Below are 17872 nucleotides of genomic sequence, written 5' to 3'. Positions count from 1 at the left end.
CGCTGGTCACGTAACCATGCGTGGCTTGGCGAACGGTGGCATACGCCGACGAGTGTCAGCTATCGAGAAGATCGATGTGACCTTGCCGGTGAGTACGCTGATCCGGCCGGGAGCATACTCACCAACAAAGCCATTTGGATCATGTGCTGTGCGAGTGGCCGTAGCTGGCTCCGCACTACTTGACCGGCGCTTAGGTGCCCAACCCGAGGGCCGTCGCGAGCAGCTCGCGGTGTGCGGACGGGCTTCCGAGAAGGGCTTCGGACCCCTTGGCGCGCTTGAGGAACAGGTGCGCATCGTGCTCCCAGGTGAAGCCGATGCCTCCGTGTACCTGCACGTTGGTCGACGCGGCGCGGGCGAAAACCTCGGAGCAGTGCGCTCGAGCCAGGCTCGAGACCTCACCGAGATCCTCGCCGGCCACCCATGAGGTGAGTGCCAGGAGCACCGCGGAGCGGGCGGTCTCGACATCGAGGAGGGTGTCCGCGAGCCGGTGCTTCACCGCCTGGAAGCTCCCGATGGCGCGCCCGAACTGCTCTCGCGTCCCGGCGTACGCGACGGCCATGTCGAGGCACCGTTGCGCACCGCCAAGCTGTTCCGCGGCGAGCAGGACGGCAGCCTGTTGCAACGCACGGCGCAGCACCGGTCCGGCCTTGCCCTCCTCGCCGACCAGGCGCCCAGGGGCGTCCCTTAACTCGATGTTGGCCAGAGCGCGTGTCGCGTCGAGAGTGGGCAGCCGACGACGCTGGACCTCGTCGACGTCAGCGCTGACGACGAACAGCGACAGGGCAGACGGGTCATCGGGCCGTGCCGCGGTCACCACGATCAGATCCGCGGTCGCGCCGTCGACGACCAGCGTCTTGGTGCCGCTCACCCGGGCGCGTTCACCGTCGGGACGCCACGTGGTCGTCGCTGTGGCGCCGTCCCAGTTCCCATCCGGCTCAGCGTGCGCAAGAGCTGCCGTCTGCTCACCACTAGCCAGCTGGGGCAGGACATCGTCCAGCTCGTCCCGTGTCCTGGCCAGCAGCAGGGCGCCGGTGGCGAGGCAGACGCTCGAGAAGAACGGGCCGTTGTAGAGACCGGCACCCAGCTGCTCCAGCACCACCGCGAGCTCTACCGGCCCGTACCCCATACCGCCATGCTCCTCGGGGACGGCGAGCGCGGGGAGTCCGAGTTCTTTGGACATTTGCTGCCAGATCGTCGTGTCATGGCCGCCGTCGTCGAGGAACTGCCGGAGATGCGACAGCGGCGCGCGTTCGACGACGAAGCGCCGCACGAGCTGAGCAAGCTCCTCCTGCTCGTCGGTAAAAATGATCATAGTGTCTCCCTGATGGCGCTGAGAGTGGCTCCTGCGAGCCGGACGATGTAGAAGCTGCGGTCCTGACCGGTGAACCAGGCCTTAGCTGCGTGCGGGGATCTAATGGGGCTCTGCTGCGCTATAGCCGCTCTTGGTCCCGCACCAGGACGCCGGAGCCAGGTGCCTGTCACCGTCATCGGAGCTTGTGCCAGCGGCAGGCGGGAGCGCAAGGGCGGTTAGTCGAACGCGTAAGGCATGGGTGCTGGCCTCCATGATGACCTCCGGCGACGCGTTGACGTCTAATCGAATTCATAGTAGAAAGTGTTCCTGAAACATACGGCCTTGCCGTATACGCCGCAACGGCCAGCGAAGGCGCTCCGAGGAGCGCTGTCTGGAGGAGCGTGACGATGGAAGCCGGCGCGGACGACGTTGAGATCGTCACTCGTTTCACAAGCTGCCTGGCGGTGGGGGACATCGAGACCTGCCTGTCACTCGTGGCCGACGACCTGGTCTTCTCCGAGGCGTCGAGTCTGCCCTTTGGCGGTGACTGGGAGGGTAGGGACGGGCTCGTGGGAGTGCTGCGCGCAGTCGGGCGCGACTACCGGGTACGCCTCGACGCTCCGCAGGTGAGCGCTGCGGGAGATCGTGTGCTCGTCCGGGTCAGTGGGACCATCGCCGCGCGGAGTACGGGGCGCGTGATCCCTCTCGATGTCGTGGACCTGTACGACGTGAGGGACGGGCTGATTCGCAGGGTGGACGTCTTCTACAAGGACACGGCCGCGGTCGCGGGACTGCTCGACGGGCCGGCGGCCGCGAGGACAGAGCTGATGACAGGGGGCGTGCCGGCATGAGCGAGCAGGTGCAGGAGACGAGTCGGTGCACCGCCCAGGCGGTGCTCGGACACGACTACGACCACTACGACCCTGTCTTTGCGCTTGACCCACACCCCAGCTACGCGGTGCTGCGTGAGAAGTGCCCGGTCGCACACACGGAGAACTACGGCGGCTTCTATATTCTCTCGAAGTTCGAGGACATCTCAGAGGTCCTCCACGACGCGGCCACCTTCTCGTCGTGGCCAGCGGACACACCGCCGACGCCCGGGCACAGCCGCGCGCTCATTCCGCTGGAAGTGGACGCGCCGGACCACCGTCGTTATCGGATGGTGGTGGACCCCCTGTTCCGCCCCCATGCCGTCGCTGACGTGGCGCCTGCGGTCAGGCAGTTCGCCCGTGAGCTCGTCGATGGCATGGTTGCCAAGCGCGAGTTCGACTTCATGGAGGAGTTCGCCAAGCCGTTGCCCAGCGCGGTGTTCCTGCGGCAGGTAGGCCTTGACTTCTCCGTCGAGCAGCGTGACCAGCTCTGCGACTGGGCAGGAACTATTCTGCACACCACGACGGCAGGGGTGCAGCACGGGGACACGGACGCGCAGACCAAGGCGCGCATCGACGCAGGGAAGGCCTTGCACAACTTCCTGAAGGGGCTGCTGGACGAGCGTCTCGAGAAGCCGGGCGACGACATCATCTCGGTCCTCGTCAAGGCCCAGATGCCCGGCGGCCGAACCCTGGAGTACCGAGAGATCCTCAACTTCGCCTACGTGCTCGTGTTGGCGGGCCTCGACACGGTGACGACGGCGCTCGGCTTCAGCTTCATGCACCTGGCACGACGCCCGGACCTGCAGGACAGGATCGCCGCGGATCCGAACCTCATCCCGAGCGCCGTAGAGGAGTTGCTGCGCTACGAGTCGATCGTCCACATGAGCCGAACCGTGGTGAAGCCGCACACGATCCGGGGAACCGAGCTGAAGCCCGGCGACCGTGTGGTCGTGCCAATGGCCTCGGCGCACCGTGACGAGGACGTCTTCGTCGACGCCGACGAAATCGTGCTCGACCGCAAGCCCGAGCACAGCATGATCTTTGGCGCCGGCAGTCACCGTTGTCTGGGCAGCCACCTGGCCCGGCTCGAGATGGGCATCGCCTTCGAGGAGATCTTCTCGCGTATCCCGCGGTTCTCCTTGCCGCCGGAGGCCGAGCTGGTCGCCTACGGCGGTCAGACACGCAGCCTCGTGAACCTGCCGTTCCGCACCTGGCGCGACGGCGACCCCACCACGGCCTGACCGCCCCTCGAGAAAAGGCATGACAGCGACCATGTCGGTTGACCAAGCAGTTCCCACAACAGCACGACGGAACACGCTGCGTCCGGACGTGGCCAGGACGTTCCTCGAACCCCGCTCCGTTGCCATCGTCGGCGTGTCGACCAGCTCGGCCCAGGCCTACAAGGCAGGAGGCCGCGCGGTGCTCGACCACCTCAGGGTCTATGGCTACCAGGGTGACGTCACTGTGGTCCATCCCAGTGCGACCGAAGTCGACGGCCGGCGCGCTGTCCCATCGCTGCGCGACATCGGCCATGTACCCGATGTGGTCGTGGTCGCGGTGCCGGCCCGGCACGTCCTGGCTGTCCTGCAGGAGTGCGCCGACATCGGGGTAACGCAGACTCTCGTGTTGACGGCTGGCTTCGCGGACATGGGACCCGACGGCCTGGCCCTGGAACAGTCCCTCCTCGACTTCGCGAGCGAGCACGGCATCGCCATGGTCGGGCCGAACAGCACGGGTCTGGTCACCGTGCGCAGCGGGCTGGCGATGAGTATGACGTCGGTGCTGACGGAGGGGGAGCCGATCGTCCCTGGCGGCCTCGCGGTGATCGCGCAGAGCGGTGCGATCGGCAGCACCGTTGTCGAGCGGGCCCGGCTGGCAGGCGTAGGCATCTCGCACATCGTGAGTACGGGCAACCAGCGGGACATGGACATCCCCGACTTCGTGGCGTTCTTCGCCGAGCATCCCGATGTTGCCACCGTGGCCCTCTACGTCGAGTCCATCCGCGATGGCGCGCTGTTCTCCCAGGCCGTCGAGAGGCTCCACGCCGCCGGCAAGCGTCTCGTGGCCTATCTCGGCGGCCGTACGGACGCCGGTGAGCAGGCTGCGGCGAGCCATACCGGCAAGATCGTGGGCAGGGGCGCTCTCGAGCTCGGGCTCCTGCGCGCTCTCGGTGTCACCGTCGTCGACGACCCGGACGACCTGTGGGTTCTCGGTGCTGTCCGCACCACGACGACATCTTTTCCCAGGCGTTGGGGCATGGTCGCCTACTCCGGGGGGATGGCCGTGCTTGCTACCGAGCAGCTGGCGTCGGCGGGTGTCGTGTTCCCGGCGCTCTCCCAGCAGACGTTCGAGAAGGTCAAGGAGCGATCTCCGCAGTTCGTAGCGGCGCACAACCCCCTCGATGTGGGTCCCGGGTCGATGCCGCGAGACTTCCGCAGCTACTTGTCTGCCGTGGCCGCGGATCCTGCCGTCGAGGCATTATGCGTCCCCTTCCCGATGGGCGCACGGGGCTGGAACCAGCAGAGCGTCGACGACGTGCTCAGGGTGATGGACGAGAGCGGCAAGCCCTTCGTCGTGCTGTGGTATGGCGGCTATGCGCTGCGTCCGTACATCGAGCAGCTGCGCGCGCGAGGCGTCCTGGTCGCAGAGAAGCCGTCCGACCTCGGAAGGCTTGTGCGCGCCCTGCTGGGACCCGAGCGCACGACCGCAGGAGAGGCAGCCGTTGCCGATCATCGCACCGCCGGATCCCCATCGGCGAAAGGCGGAGCCGCCGCACTGCAACGGTTGGCTGAGCAAGGCGTCGACGTCGTCGCCATGCGCGTGCTCGGCGACGATCCCGCGGCGGTAGCCAAGGCCGCAGCCGAGCTCGGCTACCCGGTCGTGCTGAAGATCGGCGACGAGGACGTGGCGCACCGCACCGAGCTCGGGCTCGTCGCCGTCGGGCTCAGGAGCGAAGACGCTGTGGTGTCGGCGCTCGGCGTGATGCGGGAGCGAGCCGGCAAGGAAGGGGTTCAGGGCACTCGGCAGTGGCTGCTGCAGGCCATGGCCACCGGCGGTGTCGAGCTCGTCCTCACCGTCCGAAACGCCGGCCGTCTCGGCGTCTTCGGGAGTATCGGCCTCGGCGGGGCAGCCGTCGAAGTCCTACGGGACGTCGAGTCCGTCCCCCTGCCCTGTGACGAGGAGACCCTCCGCCGTGCGCTGAGTCGCCTGCGCACGGCGGATCTGTTCTTCGGCTTCAGGGGGTCAGACCCCGTGGACCTGGGATGGGTGCATCACACGCTGCACCGGATGGCCGACCTCCTCCACACCGCGCGGCTGCGTGAGATCGAGGTCAACCCTGCCCTCGTCGGTGGGGGTGGCGGAGTCGTTGTGGACGCCCTCTTCGTGCCTGACATCTCTGGTTGACGTTGTTCAAATTCAGTCTAGAATTAGAAATCGATGCGATGAGCGCGCGCAACGTGCGGTCATGATTCCTCGGAGAGTCACATGAGCGATGACGCCAGGGCGCCTGTCTTCGACTGCGACCAGCACTACTACGAGCCGCTCGACGCCTTCACGAGGCACCGGCCCAGGGAATGGGCCGAGCGAACGGTGCAACTAGCCGAGATCGACGGGCGTAAACGACTGATCGTCGGCGGCAGGGTCGACAAGACGGTGACGAACCCGACGTTCGACCCCATCGTCAAGCCCGGTGTCATGGCCGACTATTTCCGGGGCAACAAGGCCGGCAAGCCGCTGTCGGAGTACCTCGCGCAGCGCGAGCCGCTCCCGGCCTACTACCGCGACCGGGACGCCCGGATCCGCAAGCTGGACGAGCAGGAGATCCAGCGTGTCTGGATGCTGCCGTCCCTCGGCATGGGAATCGAGGAGAGCCTGCAGGAGGACGTGCCAGCGGCGGCCGTCGCCTTCAAGGCGTTCAACCGCTTCCTCCTCGACGACTGGGGCTACAACTACCAGGACCGTATCTTCACCGCGCCCTACCTGGCCTTCGGAGACGTCGACGCCGCAGTGGGGGAGGTCGAGCACGGTCTCGACAACGGAGCGCGCATCTTCGTCGTCCGGCCGCAGGCCGTGTACACCGAAGACGGGTGGATCAGTCCCGGTAACGAACGGTTCGACCCCATCTTCGCCCGCCTCGCCGAAGCGGGTGCCACGCTCATCCCGCATGTCGGCGAGGTCGGGGGCGTCGGCCTCGACAAGTACGTGGATCACCACGGCAACATCATTGGTGGGGTGGCCCCGCCGCTTGAAGTTGCGGTCGGTCACGACCGGGCGATCGGCAACTACCTGGGTGCCCTCGTCTGCGACAAGTTGTTCGAGCGCTTCCCCAGCCTCCGTGTGGCGTCCGTGGAGAACGGCGCAGAGTTTCTCCCGCTCCTGCTGGCGGGGCTCAACCGCGCGGGTTTCCAACAGCCTGGATATTTCTCCTCGGATCCAGTCGAGCAGTTCAAGCAGCATGTCTGGGTCGCGCCCTTCTGGGAGGACAACCTGCTCGAGGTCGTCAGGCATCTCGGACCCGACCATGTGCTTTTCGGATCCGACTACCCGCATCCCGAGGGCCTTGCCGAGCCGAGGCAGTACGAAAAGATCACCGCAGAGCTGAACGACCCGGTTGCCGAACGCAAGATCCTGTGGAGCAACACCGCGATGCTGACAGGTTTGTCTGTCAGCATCGGCTGAGCAGCCCTGATTCGATCATGGAGCTGAAGGGTAAAGTCGTCGTCGTCACGGGCAGCGCGCGGGGGATGGGCGCGGCCATGTGCCGCCGCTTCGCCACAGAGGGGGCGACCATCGTGGTGTCCGATATCGACCAGCTGGGGACCATGAGGGTGGCCGACGAGCTCGGCTGCCTCGGCCACCCCTGCGACGTGCGGGTGGAGGACCAGGTCATCGACCTGGTCGACGCCGCGACCCGCGAGCACGGGCGTGTCGATGTCTTCGTGTCCAACGCAGGCGTGCTGTGGGGAGAGCCCTGGGACGGCACCACGCCGCTGCAGGAGCGTGGCAATCCCTGGGCGTCCAACGCCGCCTGGCAGGAGGTCTGGGACGTCAACGTGATGCAGCAGGTTTATGCCGCGCGCGCGGTGCTGCCCCAGATGCTCGCGCGAGGTGAGGGCTACCTTGTCCAGAATGCGTCCGCGGGTGGTCTGCTGACCGCACTCGGCAACGCGCCGTATACGGCCGTAAAGCATGCGGCGGTGGGTCTTACGGAATGGCTCGCCATCCACTACGGGGACGCCGGTATCAAGGTGTCCTGCATCGTGGCGGAGGGGGTGCGGACAGACATGCTGCGCGGCGCCCAGGGCGAGTGGTTCGCTGTCGCGGGTGCCGTGACGCCAGAGGACGCCGCGCAGTCGATCGTCGATGGGGTGCGTAAGGAGGAATTCCTGATCCTCACCCATCCGAACGTTTCGAGGTATTTCCAGGGCAAGGCTGCCGACCACGACGCCTGGCTTGTGAAGATGCGGCGTCTGCACGCTAGGACTCCGCGCTGACATGGTGCTGACACGGAGGAGTGCCCATGGTCGTCGTACGTGACGAGCTGTATGTCGCAGGTAGGTGGCGGCGACCACATGGGCAGGATGAACTCCTGGTTCATGGAGCGGCGAATGGGGCCGTGATCGGAATCATCCCCGATGCGGATGCTGTCGACGTCGACGACGCCGTCGAGGCGGCGAAGCAGGCGTTCCCGGCCTGGTCCACGACGCCATTACACGAACGCCTGGAGCTGATCAGACATCTCGAGGAGGCGCTGACCGCCCGTATCGACGAACTGGCTAGAACCATCACCACCGAGGTTGGTACTCCGGTGCGGGTGTCCCGGCTCCTGCAGGCGGAGGCACCATGTCGATCCCTCGCGCACTACAGAGCCCTGCTTCCGGAGCTCTCGCTCGAGGAGAAGATCGGCTCGTCGGTCGTCGTCCGTGAACCGCTCGGCGTCGTCGCGTGCATCACCGCATGGAACTACCCTCTGCAGCAGCTGCTTGGCAAGATCGGCGCCGCGCTGGCGACGGGATGCACGACGGTCGTGAAGCCGTCGGAGGTGGCACCGCTCAGCGCATTCACAGTGGCGGAGGCCGTCGACGAGGCGGGCTTCCCCGCGGGTGTCTTCAACCTGGTCACCGGTACTGCGGAGTCGGTGGGGGAGCCGCTGGTCGTCCATCCGGACGTCGACATGGTCCACGTCACGGGTAGTACCCGGGCCGGCCGTCGGATCGGAGCGCTCGCGGCAGGGACGATAAAGCGGCTGGCCCTAGAGCTCGGCGGCAAGTCCGCCAACGTGATCCTCGACGACGCCGACCTTGCTCAGGCTGTGAAGGTCGGTGTCGCGAACTGCTTCACCAACAGCGGGCAGACCTGCACCGCGTGGACGCGCATGCTTGTGCCGCACGGGCGGCTTGCCGAGGTGGAGGAGCTGGTGAAGGCGCGGGTGGCTGGCTACCGGTTGGGCGACCCTCTCGACCCGGCGACAAACATGGGGCCGCTGGTCTCCCAGAGGCAGCAGGAGGCGGTCCGTGGCTTCATCCGCGGCGCCCTTGATGAAGGCGCCCGGCTGGTCGCCGGGGGGCCGGAGCAGCCCGAGGAGACCGCCGCCGGCTATTTCGTCAAGCCCACGGTCTTCTCTGACGTCACGCCAGGGATGACCATCGCCCAGGAAGAGGTCTTCGGCCCCGTTCTGGCGATTATGCCATTCGATGATGACGATGACGCCATCCGGATCGCCAACTCCACCATCTACGGGCTCGCGGGCGGTGTGTGGTCGCAGGACACCGAGCGCGCGGGGCGGGTGGCGCGCCGTATCCGCGCCGGACAGATCGACATCAACGGCTCGTTCTTCAACGCTCAGGCCCCGTTCGGGGGTTTCAAACAGTCGGGTATCGGCCGGGAGCTGGGGATACATGGGCTGCTCGAATTCTACGAGCTCAAGTCGCTGCAGTACGCGTGACCGCCGAGGAAGAGGAGCAGGACCACAGTGGACTTCACCGAGGCTGAGGACCTTCGGCTGATCCGCGATGCGATTCGCAGCATCTGCGGCAAGTTCGACGACGAGTACTGGGCCGAGCGTGACGCGAGGCACGAGTTCCCCTGGGACTTCTACACCGCCCTCGCCGAGGGTGGCTGGATCGGTATCGCCATCCCGGAGGAGTACGGTGGCGGCGGGCGAGGGCTGCTTGAGGCGTCGGTGATCCTCGAGGAAGTGGCTGCGTCCGGAGCAGCGATGAACGGCTGCAGCGCGATCCATCTGTCCATCTTCGGGATGCACCCGATCGCCCTGCACGGCAGTGAGGAGCTCAAGCGGAAGTACCTTCCGCGGGTGGCGAACGGTGACCTGCATGTCGCCTTCGGTGTGACCGAGCCGGACGCCGGTACCGAGACGCTCGCCATCCGGACGTCGGCCAAGCTTGAGGGAGATCATTACCGCGTACGCGGGCAGAAAGTCTGGACCTCCAAGGCGCTCGAGTCGGAGAAGGTACTGCTGCTGGTCCGCACGACCCCGGTCGAGCAGGTGCGCACCCGCACAGAGGGACTGACTCTGCTCATGGCCGACCTCCGGGACCCAGCCGTGACGATCCGGCCCATCCCAAAAGCGGGTCGCAACGCTGTCGCCTCGTGCGAGACGGTCTATGATGATCTGCTCGTCCACGTGTCCGACAGGGTCGGAGAAGAGGGGGCCGGCTTCCGCTACCTGCTCGACGGCCTCAACGCCGAGCGCATCCTGATCGCCAGCGAGGCGCTCGGCATCGGGCGTGCCGCGCTGCGCCGGGCGGTCGGCTATGCGCGCGATCGTGTCGTCTACGGACGGCCTATCGGGCAGAATCAGGGCATCGCCTTCCCGCTCGCCGAAGCGTACTCGCGGCTGCAGGCCGCAGAATTGGTCACCCGTCGGGCCGGTTGGCTGCTCGATCAGCGCCTGCCGGCAGGCGCTGAGGCCAACATGGCGAAGTTTCTCGCCACGGATGCCGGCTTCCAGGCCGCCGACGTCGCCATGCAGGTGCACGGCGGCTTCGGGTACGCCGAGGAGTACCACGTGGCCCGCTACTGGCGTGAGGCCAGACTGATGAAGATCGCACCGCTTCCGCAGGAGCTCGTGCTCGCCTACATTTCGCAGCACGTCCTCGGTCTGCCCAAGAGTTACTGAAGTACGGGCGTGCGCTCCTTGACCCGATTCGAAATCAACATAAATTCAATCGGGGGCGTCGGCCGTGCCGAAAGCGGCGTCCCGTTAGACACTGAGAGCCGAGGAGCAGACGTGACCACCATGACCGAAGCGCTGCCTGAGCAGCCCGCGCCGCTGGCGGCGGAGCAGGGCTCCGGCTACAAGGTTTTAGGCGACTGGCTGCGGGAGGAGGCTGTGCGCGACCCCGACCGGGATTTCGTGCAGTGCGCGAGCCCCTGGATGACGCTCAGGGAACTCGACCGGCTCTCGGACACCGTGGCGGCTGCCCTTCAGGGTCTTGGCGTCGGTAAAGGTGACCGCGTGGCGATCAACCTTCCCAACCGCATCGAGTACGTCGTTCTCATCTACGCGATCGCCAAGACCGGAGCGATCCAGGTCCCGCTGAACACCTACCTGCGTGGCGACTTCCTGCGGCACCAACTCGCACAGACCACACCGCGCGTCTACATCGGCGATGCCGCCGCTCTGCAGATACTCGAGCCCGTGCTGCCTGAGTTCGACAGCATCGAACACCTGGTGGTCGTCGGGGAAGCCCCTGAGACGACGTCGCTGCCCGATCTCACACCGTTCGCGTCGCTTGAGGGCTCGGCCCGGCCCCTCGACCCGGTGGACCTCTCGCCCGCGGATGTGTGTGCCGTCATCTACACGTCGGGGACCACAGGTCCGTCGAAGGGCTGTACGATTACGCACGGGTACTACTGCAACCTCGTCAACGTCTTCATCGATTTCGGCTGGTACGCCGAGGGCGACGTTGTCTTCGGTGCGAATCCCCTGTTCCACTTCAGTGGCCAGACCTGGCTCGTGGCCGCCGCCCTGGCCGTCAGAGGATCCGCCATCGTCGAGCCCTCCTTCAGCGCATCCGGTTACATGTCCCGCATTCGGGAGACGGGTGCGACGACGGCTATGGGCATGGGCGCCATGGGTATGGCGATCATGGCTACACCGCCGAGCCCGGAGGACAAACAGCACAAATTGCGCCACATCACCTTCATGCCGTCGACCCCGGCACTCATCGAGCGGTTCGCGGAGCGTTTCGGCATCGAGCCCTTCGCCGAGGTCTTTGGGCAGTCCGAATGCTGGCCAGCGCTGCTGGGCGACCCTCGTGGCATACGCAGGCCCGGCAGCATGGGCAAGCTGACGCCCGGCCTGCAGGTCAAGATAGTCGATGAAGATGACATCGAGGTACCCGCGGGAGAGCCCGGTGAGATCGTCGTCCGTGCGGACAGACCCTATCGCCTGTTCTCCGGCTACTGGGGCGACGATGCGGCCACCGTCGAGGCATTCCGTAACCTCTGGCACCATACCGGAGACAGCGGTCGCCTCGATGAGGACGGATATTTCTGGTTTGTCGATCGCAAGAAGGATTCGCTGCGGCGCCGCGGGGAGAACGTGTCCTCGCTTGAGCTCGAAGCGGCGTTGATGAAGCACCCTGCTTTCTCGGCGGTCGCGGTCCACGCGGTGCCGTCAGAGTTGTCCGAGGACGACATCAAGGTGTGCATCGTTCTCAAGCCGAATGAGTCAGTCGAGCCCGAGGAGCTCTTCACCTTCTTCAGGACCACGCTGCCGTACTATGCGGTCCCCCGCTACGTGGAATTTCTTGATGCTCTGCCGGCAAACGTCAACGGCCGCGTGCAGAAATTCAAGCTTCGCGAGCGCGGCATCACGGCGGAGACAATCGACTTCGAGGCGCTGGGTCTAGTCATCACGAGAAGCGAGCGACGGGCCATGTGAGTCCGTTCTGACTCCATCGGTTGCCCCCTGACCTGTAGCTGCGGATCAGGGGGCAACCGGCGCTGAACCGGTGGACGCACGCTTGATGTCGAAGTTGTCTCGTCGCACGTCCTGCGGGGAGAGCGACGTCGACCCGCTGAGCAGCCGACGGGCAGCCATGTGGTCAGCTGGGCGGTTGACCGACTCGACGCCCAGCAGGCGCTTCTGCGAGAAGCAGTACGCTGAGAAGCGCTCGCTATTGGCGTCTCCCTTTACGACTACTTCCGTATGGCCCGTAGTGAGTCCGGCGATCTGCAGCTTGATGTCGGCCTGGTCGCTCCAGAACCACGGGACGGAGCTGAAGGGTTCAGGACGGCCAGCCAACGTGGCTGCCAGACGTCGTCCCTGCGCAGTCGCGTTCTGGACGGACTCGAGCCGCATACGCCTTCCACCTGCGAACGGGTTCGGGGCGCAGGCGCAGTCTCCGACCGCGTAGACATGCGGCGCCGAGGTGCGCAACAGTTCGTCGACCACGATACCGTCGTCCAGTTCGATACCAGCCTGCTCGGCAAGCTCCACGTTGGGGTTCGCACCGACCCCCACCAGCACGAGATCGGCGGGGAAACGACGACCGTCCGTCGTGTCGACAGCGGCCACGCGGCCGGCCACACCTGCGATCCGGCTGACCATGGTCGTCAGCTCGATCTCGAGACCGCGTGCCCGGTGAGCCCGCAGAAGGAAGGCGGCGGTGTGGCCCGACAGGACACGGCCCATGATCTGGTCGGCGACCTCGACGACCGTCGCGTGCTTCCCCAGCCGCACCGCGGTCGCGGCGACTTCCAGCCCGATGAAGCCGCCTCCGACGACCACCACGCGCGCAGCCTGTTCCAGGCGAGCTTTCACCTCGTCGGCTTCGTCGAGGGTGCGCAGGGACAGCACACCCTCGAGATCGGCGCCCTCCAGCCGAAGTCGCCGGTTCCTTGCGCCGGTCGCAAGCACAAGATCATCGTAGGTCAGGGCTTCGCCGTTCTGAAGCAGGACCCTGCGATCACCGGTATCCAGATGTGTGACGCGTGTACTGGTACGCATCTCGATACTCTGTTCCTCGAACCACGACGCCGGCCGCAGCCACAGGGCGTCACGCGAGGCCTTGCCGGTCAGGTGTCCCTTGGACAGCGGAGGTCGCTGGTAGGGCAGGTGGGCCTCCGCACCGACGAGGACGATGCGGCCGGTGAAGCCCTCCTCGCGCAGCGACGACGCAATCTGACAGCCGGCCTGGCCGGCACCGATCACTACGACCGTCGAAGAGCCCATCAGTACTGGGTCTCCGGGCATCGGACCACGATGCCGTCCAGGTCGGGACCCAGAGGCAGTTGGCACGACAGTCGGCTACCGGTTTCCCGCGGGGCGGCGGTGAAGTCGAGCATCTCCTGCTCGTCGTCGCTGACGGGCGGCAGCCGGTCGATGTGCTCCTCGGCGACGTAGACGTGGCAGGTCGCGCAGGCGAGCGTCCCCCCACATTCGGCAACGATTTCCGTGACGCCATGCGCGACAGCCGCCTGCATGACGCTGGTGCCATCACCTACATCAACGGCGATCGCGTCACCGTTGGGACGTAGGAAGGTCACCTTTGGCACTGGGTCGTCTCCTCACCGCGTAGACGTGGCGACATGGTACTGCTCAACGGATTCTAATTGTAATTTGGCGTCTTGTCCATGGTGTTGAGCTAGCCAGCGAATTCTGTGTAGAATCTTGACGAGATTAGAATGTGATGTACGATACACATGCTCGGGCAGAGGTCGGAGCGGGTCGCAAGCGGCTCGGCGACCGCCAAGGGACTCTGCCATGCCGGCCACCCACAGGAGGATGATCATGACGAGTTCCGCCGAGGCCTCGCAGAACGAGCCTCAGGAAGTCGTCCACTTCACGCCGTTGGACCCGACCCTGGCGGACGACTTCTGGCCGAGGATGAACAACTTACGCGACCGCTACCCGGTCGTGTGGAGCGACCAGCCCTGGAGCGACAAGGCCGCCGGATTCTGGGTGGTCAACGACTACGCCGACGTCATGGCGGCCGGCGTGAACTGGAGGGCCTTCAGCAACGCCCAGGGTGCGGCCCCCGTGCAGTTCGACCTTGACATCCTGCGCATGATCCCGCTGGAGACCGACCCTCCACTGCACCGCGGTATCCGACGTCTACTCAACCCGTTCTTCACGGCAGAGGCTCAGCAGGCCGGTGAGGCGGGTATCCAGGAGAAGGTCGACACGCTGCTCGGCCGCTGCATCGCCAAGGGCGAGGTCGACTTCATCTCAGAGTTCACGCAGGCGCTGCCTCCTCTCGTGTTCTTCGAGACCTATCTCGAGCAGCAGGAATCGGAGATCGGCTGGGTGCTCGAGATTCTCAACACCCTCCTGACCCAGCCCGAGAAGGCGCTGGAGGTTGCTCCTCGGCTGCTGGGCTGGGGCGCAGAGCTGCTCGTCAAGCGCCGTGAGCAGGGCCGGCGTGACGACCTCGCTGGTGTCATCGCGCACATGGGGCTGGAGGGGAGCGACGACGGCCTGGAGCTGAGTGAGAAGCAGCGCATCGAGACGCTGAACCTTATGATCATGGCCGGCATGGAGACGACGATGGGCGCTCTGGGTAGCATTGCAGTGCGTCTCGCGACCGACCAGGCTCTGCGCGCCGAGCTCGCGACCGCTGACGACAAGCGCCTCGGCCGCGTTGTCGACGAGTTCCTTCGCTTTGAATCACCCGTTCCGACAGCGGGCCGGACGCTCACCGAGGATGTTGAGATGAGTGGCTGCCCCATGCATGGCAGCGACCGCGTCCTCCTCAACTGGGCCGCGGCCAACCGCGACCCCGCGCAGTTCAAGAACCCGGACGCTCTGGATTTCGAGCGCCAGAATGTTTCTTCGCACGTGGCCTTCGGTGCCGGCATTCACCGCTGCCTCGGCAACCATCTCGCGCGCCGAGAGATCAAGGCCAGTATCAAGGCGATCTCTCAGCTGGCGACCTTCGAGGTGTCCCAGGACGATTTCACGCCCTCGTACCGCCCGGCCTTCGCGCGCGGGCCCATCAGCCTGCCCGTCCGCCTGGCTCGCTAGATCTTTCGTGTGTTCGTGCGTCGGGCGCCACATCACAGCCGTCTCCAGCAGCGCTGTCCACGACACGACCCCGCTATCCGGTTGTAAGTGCGCGGAGTTGCAGTGGATGCATCATTCGGCAGGTTCTGTGATCGCGGCGCGGCAGGAGTTCCGGTGTCTGCTGGGCTTCTCGCCACGCCATGACCACGTGATCGTCATGTCATTTGACCTGCCAATATGACATGAAGGATGCGTTTGGCAACACAGTGTTGTGTCCGGTTTCCTTGCGTTCGGTGCCGCAATGTGGCGGCTGGTGCAACGGGCAAGGAGGCGCCGGTGGCGTCGAGGACTGCGGGGAGCGCGGCGCTGGTGCTTGTCGACGGCGCGACACCGCCGCGGGCAGAGCCGGCGTTGTTCGACGCGATGCTGGCGGGCTGGCGTCGCCAGCAGGTCAGCCGCCGGCTGGGATCGTCGATTATCGACGGGCGGGAACGGGTGGTGCGCCGGTTCCAGGAGGCCACCGGTGGCTGGCCGTGGTCGTGGACAGCGGCCCAACTGGAGGCGTGGTTGGCCCGGGTGCTCGACGGCGCGGGCGGGCCGGGCCGGTGAGCGCGCGGGTCGGCTATCACTGGCATCTGCGCCGGCTGATGGCCGACCACGGGCTGTTCGCCACGACCGCGCTGGTGCCGCTGCTGGCAGAGCGGGGGTCCGGCTGTCGCGCGAGCAGGTCTACCGGCTGGTCACCGGCACCCCGGAGCGCCTGTCGCCGGCCACGCTCGCCGCGTTGTGCGACATCTTGGGCTGCGCGCCCGGGGATCTCGTCGAGCCCTACCGACAACAGACCCGGCGCGCGAGCGCGCCCGCGGCGCTGCCCACGGCGGATTCCCCGACGCCGCCCCGGCCACGGCGGGCCCAGGTCGCCGGCCCGCCCGCACCGAGAACGTGATGGGCGCGGTGGCGGGGATGGACGCGGCCGCGCGCCGCCGACCCGTCGCTGCCCGCCGACGTGGTTCAGGGCGCCGTTCAGGCCATGAACGGCGCGGCGCTGCGCAGCCTGGCCGAGGCACTTGCCGCGGGTCCGGCCGCACTGTCGACCGGCGCGCCGCCGGCGGTGGGACGGCTGGTGACCGAGCTGATCGCCCTCGGCTCGGCCCTGCCGGCACCGGCGTGCTCGGTCTGCGGCCGCGCCGACCGTCCGCTGACCCGCGACGGCCAGGCCGGGTTGTGTCCCCGCTGCCGGCACCGCCAGCTGGCCACCGCCTGCGCGCGCTGCGGGGTGGTCAAACCGGTCGCTACCCGCGACACGCGGGGGCAGCCGTTCTGCGCGCGCTGCGCGGACCGGCCACGACGTCCCTGCGGTGTCTGCGGCGCCGTCCGCGCGATCGCGCGGCAGGCCCGCGACAGCCAGCCCGACACCTGCGTGAACTGCTTCCGGCTCCCGGCCGCGATCTGCGCGGTATGCGGGCGGCGCCGTCCCTGCGCCTTCGCCGCCACCGACGCGCCGATCTGCACGTCGTGCGCCCCCCGCCGCGCGCACTGCGGCGCCCACCGTCCACCCGCGGCCCGCTGGCCCGAGGGCCCGGTCTGCGACCCTTGCTGCACCGCGGCGCTACGCCCCCGCGGGGCATGCGCGTCCTGCGGGACCACCCGCCNCCCGCCGGCTCGTGCACCCACCCGGCCCGGACGCCACCACCTGCGCCGACTGCGCCGGCCTACCCGTCACCCACACCTGCGCCGACTGCGGCATCGAGGACAAGCTGTTCGCGCGCGGCCGCTGCGCGTCGTGCACCCTGAGCCGGCGAGCCGGCGCGCTGCTCAGCGCCGGTCCGGTACCGGCGAGGTCCCCACGGCCGGGGTCCACCAGGCCATCTGCGCGAGCCCCACCCCTCGCAGCGCGCTGAACTGGCTGCGCACCGGCGCCGGCGCCGCGCTGCTCGCCGACCTGGCCACCGGCCGGCTGCCGGCCACCCACGAGGCGCTCGACGCCCACCCCCGCCGCGCCGCCGACTACCTGCGCACCCTCCTGGTCACCCACCAGGTACTCCCGGCCCGCGACGAGGCACTCACTCGCGCCGAGCAGCGTCTGACCCGCCAAATCGCCGACGTCAACCCGCCCGAGCACCGCCGGCTCTGACCACCTACACCACCTGGCGGGTCCTGCACCGGCTACACCGACGCGCCGACCATCGCCGCGGCCCGAGCACCCCGACCAGCCACGCCGAGAACCGGGTCCACGCCGCGATCCACTTCCTGGCCTGGCTGCACGAACACGGCACCGCCCTGGCCGATCTCGACCAGCGCACCCTCGCCCTCTGGCTGACCACCAGCGGCCCGCCTCCCCCTCACAGCTGGGGAATTTCGTGATCGTCCACACTGCGAAGCTGAGGGTTGTGCGGACGCTGGCGCGGATGTCGTGCTGGCTACGCCCACGACCGACCCAACGACGTGCGCGGCATGGTTGTCGCCCGAGCGATCGTCACAGAGCTGGCTGGCTCCACCTCGCACGCCGCGGTGGTCAGTCAGGAGCGGGACCGGCTGTGCGTTGTGGGCTGCGAGGCGGGATTCCTTGCGGATCTCGTCGGGCGCGAAGTGATCGTCGACGGAGGTGCTGGGTCGTACACGAGGGTCGCCTTGCGGTTGTCCCCCCGGGGTCCGGCGGTGATCCCGACCTGAGCCTGCTGACGCAGTGGCTCGGGGCCGAGTCGACCGCCACGCCCCTCTGTGTCAGTCTCGGGT

Annotated in this window: 16 protein-coding genes; 12 read left to right on the top strand and 4 right to left on the bottom strand. The window is 67.2% G+C overall.

Annotated elements, in window-relative coordinates; all coding sequences use genetic code 11:
* Positions 1-190 precede the first annotated feature (190 nt).
* Positions 191-1312, bottom strand: coding sequence for an acyl-CoA dehydrogenase family protein (locus FrCorBMG51_RS03835; RefSeq protein ID WP_047221740.1), 1122 nt, complete (start codon positions 1310-1312; stop codon positions 191-193).
* A 386-nt stretch (positions 1313-1698) separates the two neighbouring features.
* Here FrCorBMG51_RS03835 and FrCorBMG51_RS03830 point away from each other — a divergent pair, with 386 nt between their 5' ends.
* The 8 genes from FrCorBMG51_RS03830 to FrCorBMG51_RS03795 all read left to right on the top strand — a co-directional run bounded on the left by FrCorBMG51_RS03830 (position 1699) and on the right by FrCorBMG51_RS03795 (position 12073).
* Positions 1699-2142 carry a nuclear transport factor 2 family protein gene (locus FrCorBMG51_RS03830; protein ID WP_047221846.1) on the top strand — a complete coding sequence of 148 codons (444 nt, stop codon included), beginning with the start codon at positions 1699-1701 and terminating at the stop codon, positions 2140-2142.
* Positions 2139-3404 (top strand): cytochrome P450, encoded by a 1266-nt coding sequence (locus FrCorBMG51_RS03825; RefSeq protein WP_047221739.1) that lies wholly within the window; start codon positions 2139-2141, stop codon positions 3402-3404. Before FrCorBMG51_RS03830 ends, FrCorBMG51_RS03825 begins: the two co-directional genes overlap by 4 nt.
* A gap of 88 nt (positions 3405-3492) precedes the next feature.
* Positions 3493-5568, top strand: a complete 2076-nt coding sequence (locus FrCorBMG51_RS03820) for an acetate--CoA ligase family protein (protein ID WP_157180379.1) — start codon at positions 3493-3495, stop codon at positions 5566-5568.
* An 81-nt stretch (positions 5569-5649) separates the two neighbouring features.
* Positions 5650-6843 (top strand): amidohydrolase family protein, encoded by a 1194-nt coding sequence (locus tag FrCorBMG51_RS03815; RefSeq protein ID WP_047221738.1) that lies wholly within the window; start codon positions 5650-5652, stop codon positions 6841-6843.
* 17 nt (positions 6844-6860) lie between these two features.
* Entirely contained in the window at positions 6861-7658 is a 798-nt protein-coding gene (locus FrCorBMG51_RS03810; RefSeq protein ID WP_047221737.1) for an SDR family oxidoreductase, read from the top strand.
* A gap of 26 nt (positions 7659-7684) precedes the next feature.
* A complete protein-coding gene (locus FrCorBMG51_RS03805) occupies positions 7685-9109 on the top strand; it encodes an aldehyde dehydrogenase family protein (protein ID WP_047221736.1) in 1425 nt (474 codons plus the stop codon).
* Between the two features lie 27 nt (positions 9110-9136).
* Positions 9137-10303, top strand: a complete 1167-nt coding sequence (locus tag FrCorBMG51_RS03800) for an acyl-CoA dehydrogenase family protein (RefSeq protein ID WP_047221735.1) — start codon at positions 9137-9139, stop codon at positions 10301-10303.
* Positions 10304-10423: 120 nt separating this feature from the next.
* Positions 10424-12073: an AMP-binding protein gene (locus FrCorBMG51_RS03795; RefSeq protein ID WP_047221844.1), complete on the top strand. Its 1650-nt coding sequence runs from the start codon at positions 10424-10426 to the stop codon at positions 12071-12073.
* Positions 12074-12118: 45 nt separating this feature from the next.
* Here the strand turns inward: FrCorBMG51_RS03795 and FrCorBMG51_RS03790 are convergent, their stop codons facing one another.
* Positions 12119-13366: an NAD(P)/FAD-dependent oxidoreductase gene (locus FrCorBMG51_RS03790; RefSeq protein ID WP_047221734.1), complete on the bottom strand. Its 1248-nt coding sequence runs from the start codon at positions 13364-13366 to the stop codon at positions 12119-12121.
* Complete coding sequence (locus tag FrCorBMG51_RS03785; protein WP_047221733.1) at positions 13366-13689, bottom strand: 2Fe-2S iron-sulfur cluster-binding protein; 324 nt, start codon at positions 13687-13689, stop codon at positions 13366-13368. Before FrCorBMG51_RS03785 ends, FrCorBMG51_RS03790 begins: the two co-directional genes overlap by 1 nt.
* Before the next feature lie 235 nt (positions 13690-13924).
* Between FrCorBMG51_RS03785 and FrCorBMG51_RS03780 the strand changes: the two genes are divergently transcribed.
* The 3 genes from FrCorBMG51_RS03780 to FrCorBMG51_RS33465 all read left to right on the top strand — a co-directional run bounded on the left by FrCorBMG51_RS03780 (position 13925) and on the right by FrCorBMG51_RS33465 (position 16082).
* Positions 13925-15157: a cytochrome P450 gene (locus FrCorBMG51_RS03780; protein ID WP_086055229.1), complete on the top strand. Its 1233-nt coding sequence runs from the start codon at positions 13925-13927 to the stop codon at positions 15155-15157.
* Between the two features lie 315 nt (positions 15158-15472).
* Positions 15473-15745, top strand: coding sequence for a hypothetical protein (locus FrCorBMG51_RS03775; protein ID WP_175648484.1), 273 nt, complete (start codon positions 15473-15475; stop codon positions 15743-15745).
* Positions 15660-16082 (top strand): helix-turn-helix domain-containing protein, encoded by a 423-nt coding sequence (locus FrCorBMG51_RS33465; RefSeq protein ID WP_235433292.1) that lies wholly within the window; start codon positions 15660-15662, stop codon positions 16080-16082. Before FrCorBMG51_RS03775 ends, FrCorBMG51_RS33465 begins: the two co-directional genes overlap by 86 nt.
* A 1220-nt stretch (positions 16083-17302) precedes the next feature.
* Here FrCorBMG51_RS33465 and FrCorBMG51_RS03760 read toward each other — a convergent pair.
* The gene (locus FrCorBMG51_RS03760) at positions 17303-17482 is read right to left on the bottom strand and encodes a hypothetical protein (protein WP_047221728.1); all 180 of its coding nucleotides are present in this window, start codon (positions 17480-17482) and stop codon (positions 17303-17305) included.
* Positions 17483-17581: 99 nt separating this feature from the next.
* Between FrCorBMG51_RS03760 and FrCorBMG51_RS03755 the strand changes: the two genes are divergently transcribed.
* A complete protein-coding gene (locus tag FrCorBMG51_RS03755; protein ID WP_047221727.1) occupies positions 17582-17809 on the top strand; it encodes a PEP-utilizing enzyme in 228 nt (75 codons plus the stop codon).
* Positions 17810-17872 lie beyond the last annotated feature (63 nt).

The organism is Protofrankia coriariae, assembly GCF_001017755.1.
Lineage (GTDB): Bacteria > Actinomycetota > Actinomycetes > Frankiales > Frankiaceae > Protofrankia > Protofrankia coriariae.
The sequence above is the reverse complement of the archived record's forward strand: the minus strand, read 5'-3'. Positions and strand labels throughout refer to the sequence as shown.

What these genes read in the sequence shown, in the direction of transcription:
- FrCorBMG51_RS03810 (WP_047221737.1), top strand. Translation starts at nt 6,861, where the DNA reads ATGGAGCTGAAGGGTAAAGTCGTCGTCGTCACGGGCAGCGCGCGGGGG.
- FrCorBMG51_RS03815 (WP_047221738.1), top strand. Translation starts at nt 5,650, where the DNA reads ATGAGCGATGACGCCAGGGCGCCTGTCTTCGACTGCGACCAGCACTAC.
- FrCorBMG51_RS03825 (WP_047221739.1), top strand. Translation starts at nt 2,139, where the DNA reads ATGAGCGAGCAGGTGCAGGAGACGAGTCGGTGCACCGCCCAGGCGGTG.
- FrCorBMG51_RS03830 (WP_047221846.1), top strand. Translation starts at nt 1,699, where the DNA reads ATGGAAGCCGGCGCGGACGACGTTGAGATCGTCACTCGTTTCACAAGC.
- FrCorBMG51_RS03795 (WP_047221844.1), top strand. Translation starts at nt 10,424, where the DNA reads ATGACCGAAGCGCTGCCTGAGCAGCCCGCGCCGCTGGCGGCGGAGCAG.
- FrCorBMG51_RS03835 (WP_047221740.1), bottom strand. Translation starts at nt 1,312, where the DNA reads ATGATCATTTTTACCGACGAGCAGGAGGAGCTTGCTCAGCTCGTGCGG.
- FrCorBMG51_RS03790 (WP_047221734.1), bottom strand. Translation starts at nt 13,366, where the DNA reads ATGGGCTCTTCGACGGTCGTAGTGATCGGTGCCGGCCAGGCCGGCTGT.
- FrCorBMG51_RS03805 (WP_047221736.1), top strand. Translation starts at nt 7,685, where the DNA reads ATGGTCGTCGTACGTGACGAGCTGTATGTCGCAGGTAGGTGGCGGCGA.
- FrCorBMG51_RS03780 (WP_086055229.1), top strand. Translation starts at nt 13,925, where the DNA reads ATGACGAGTTCCGCCGAGGCCTCGCAGAACGAGCCTCAGGAAGTCGTC.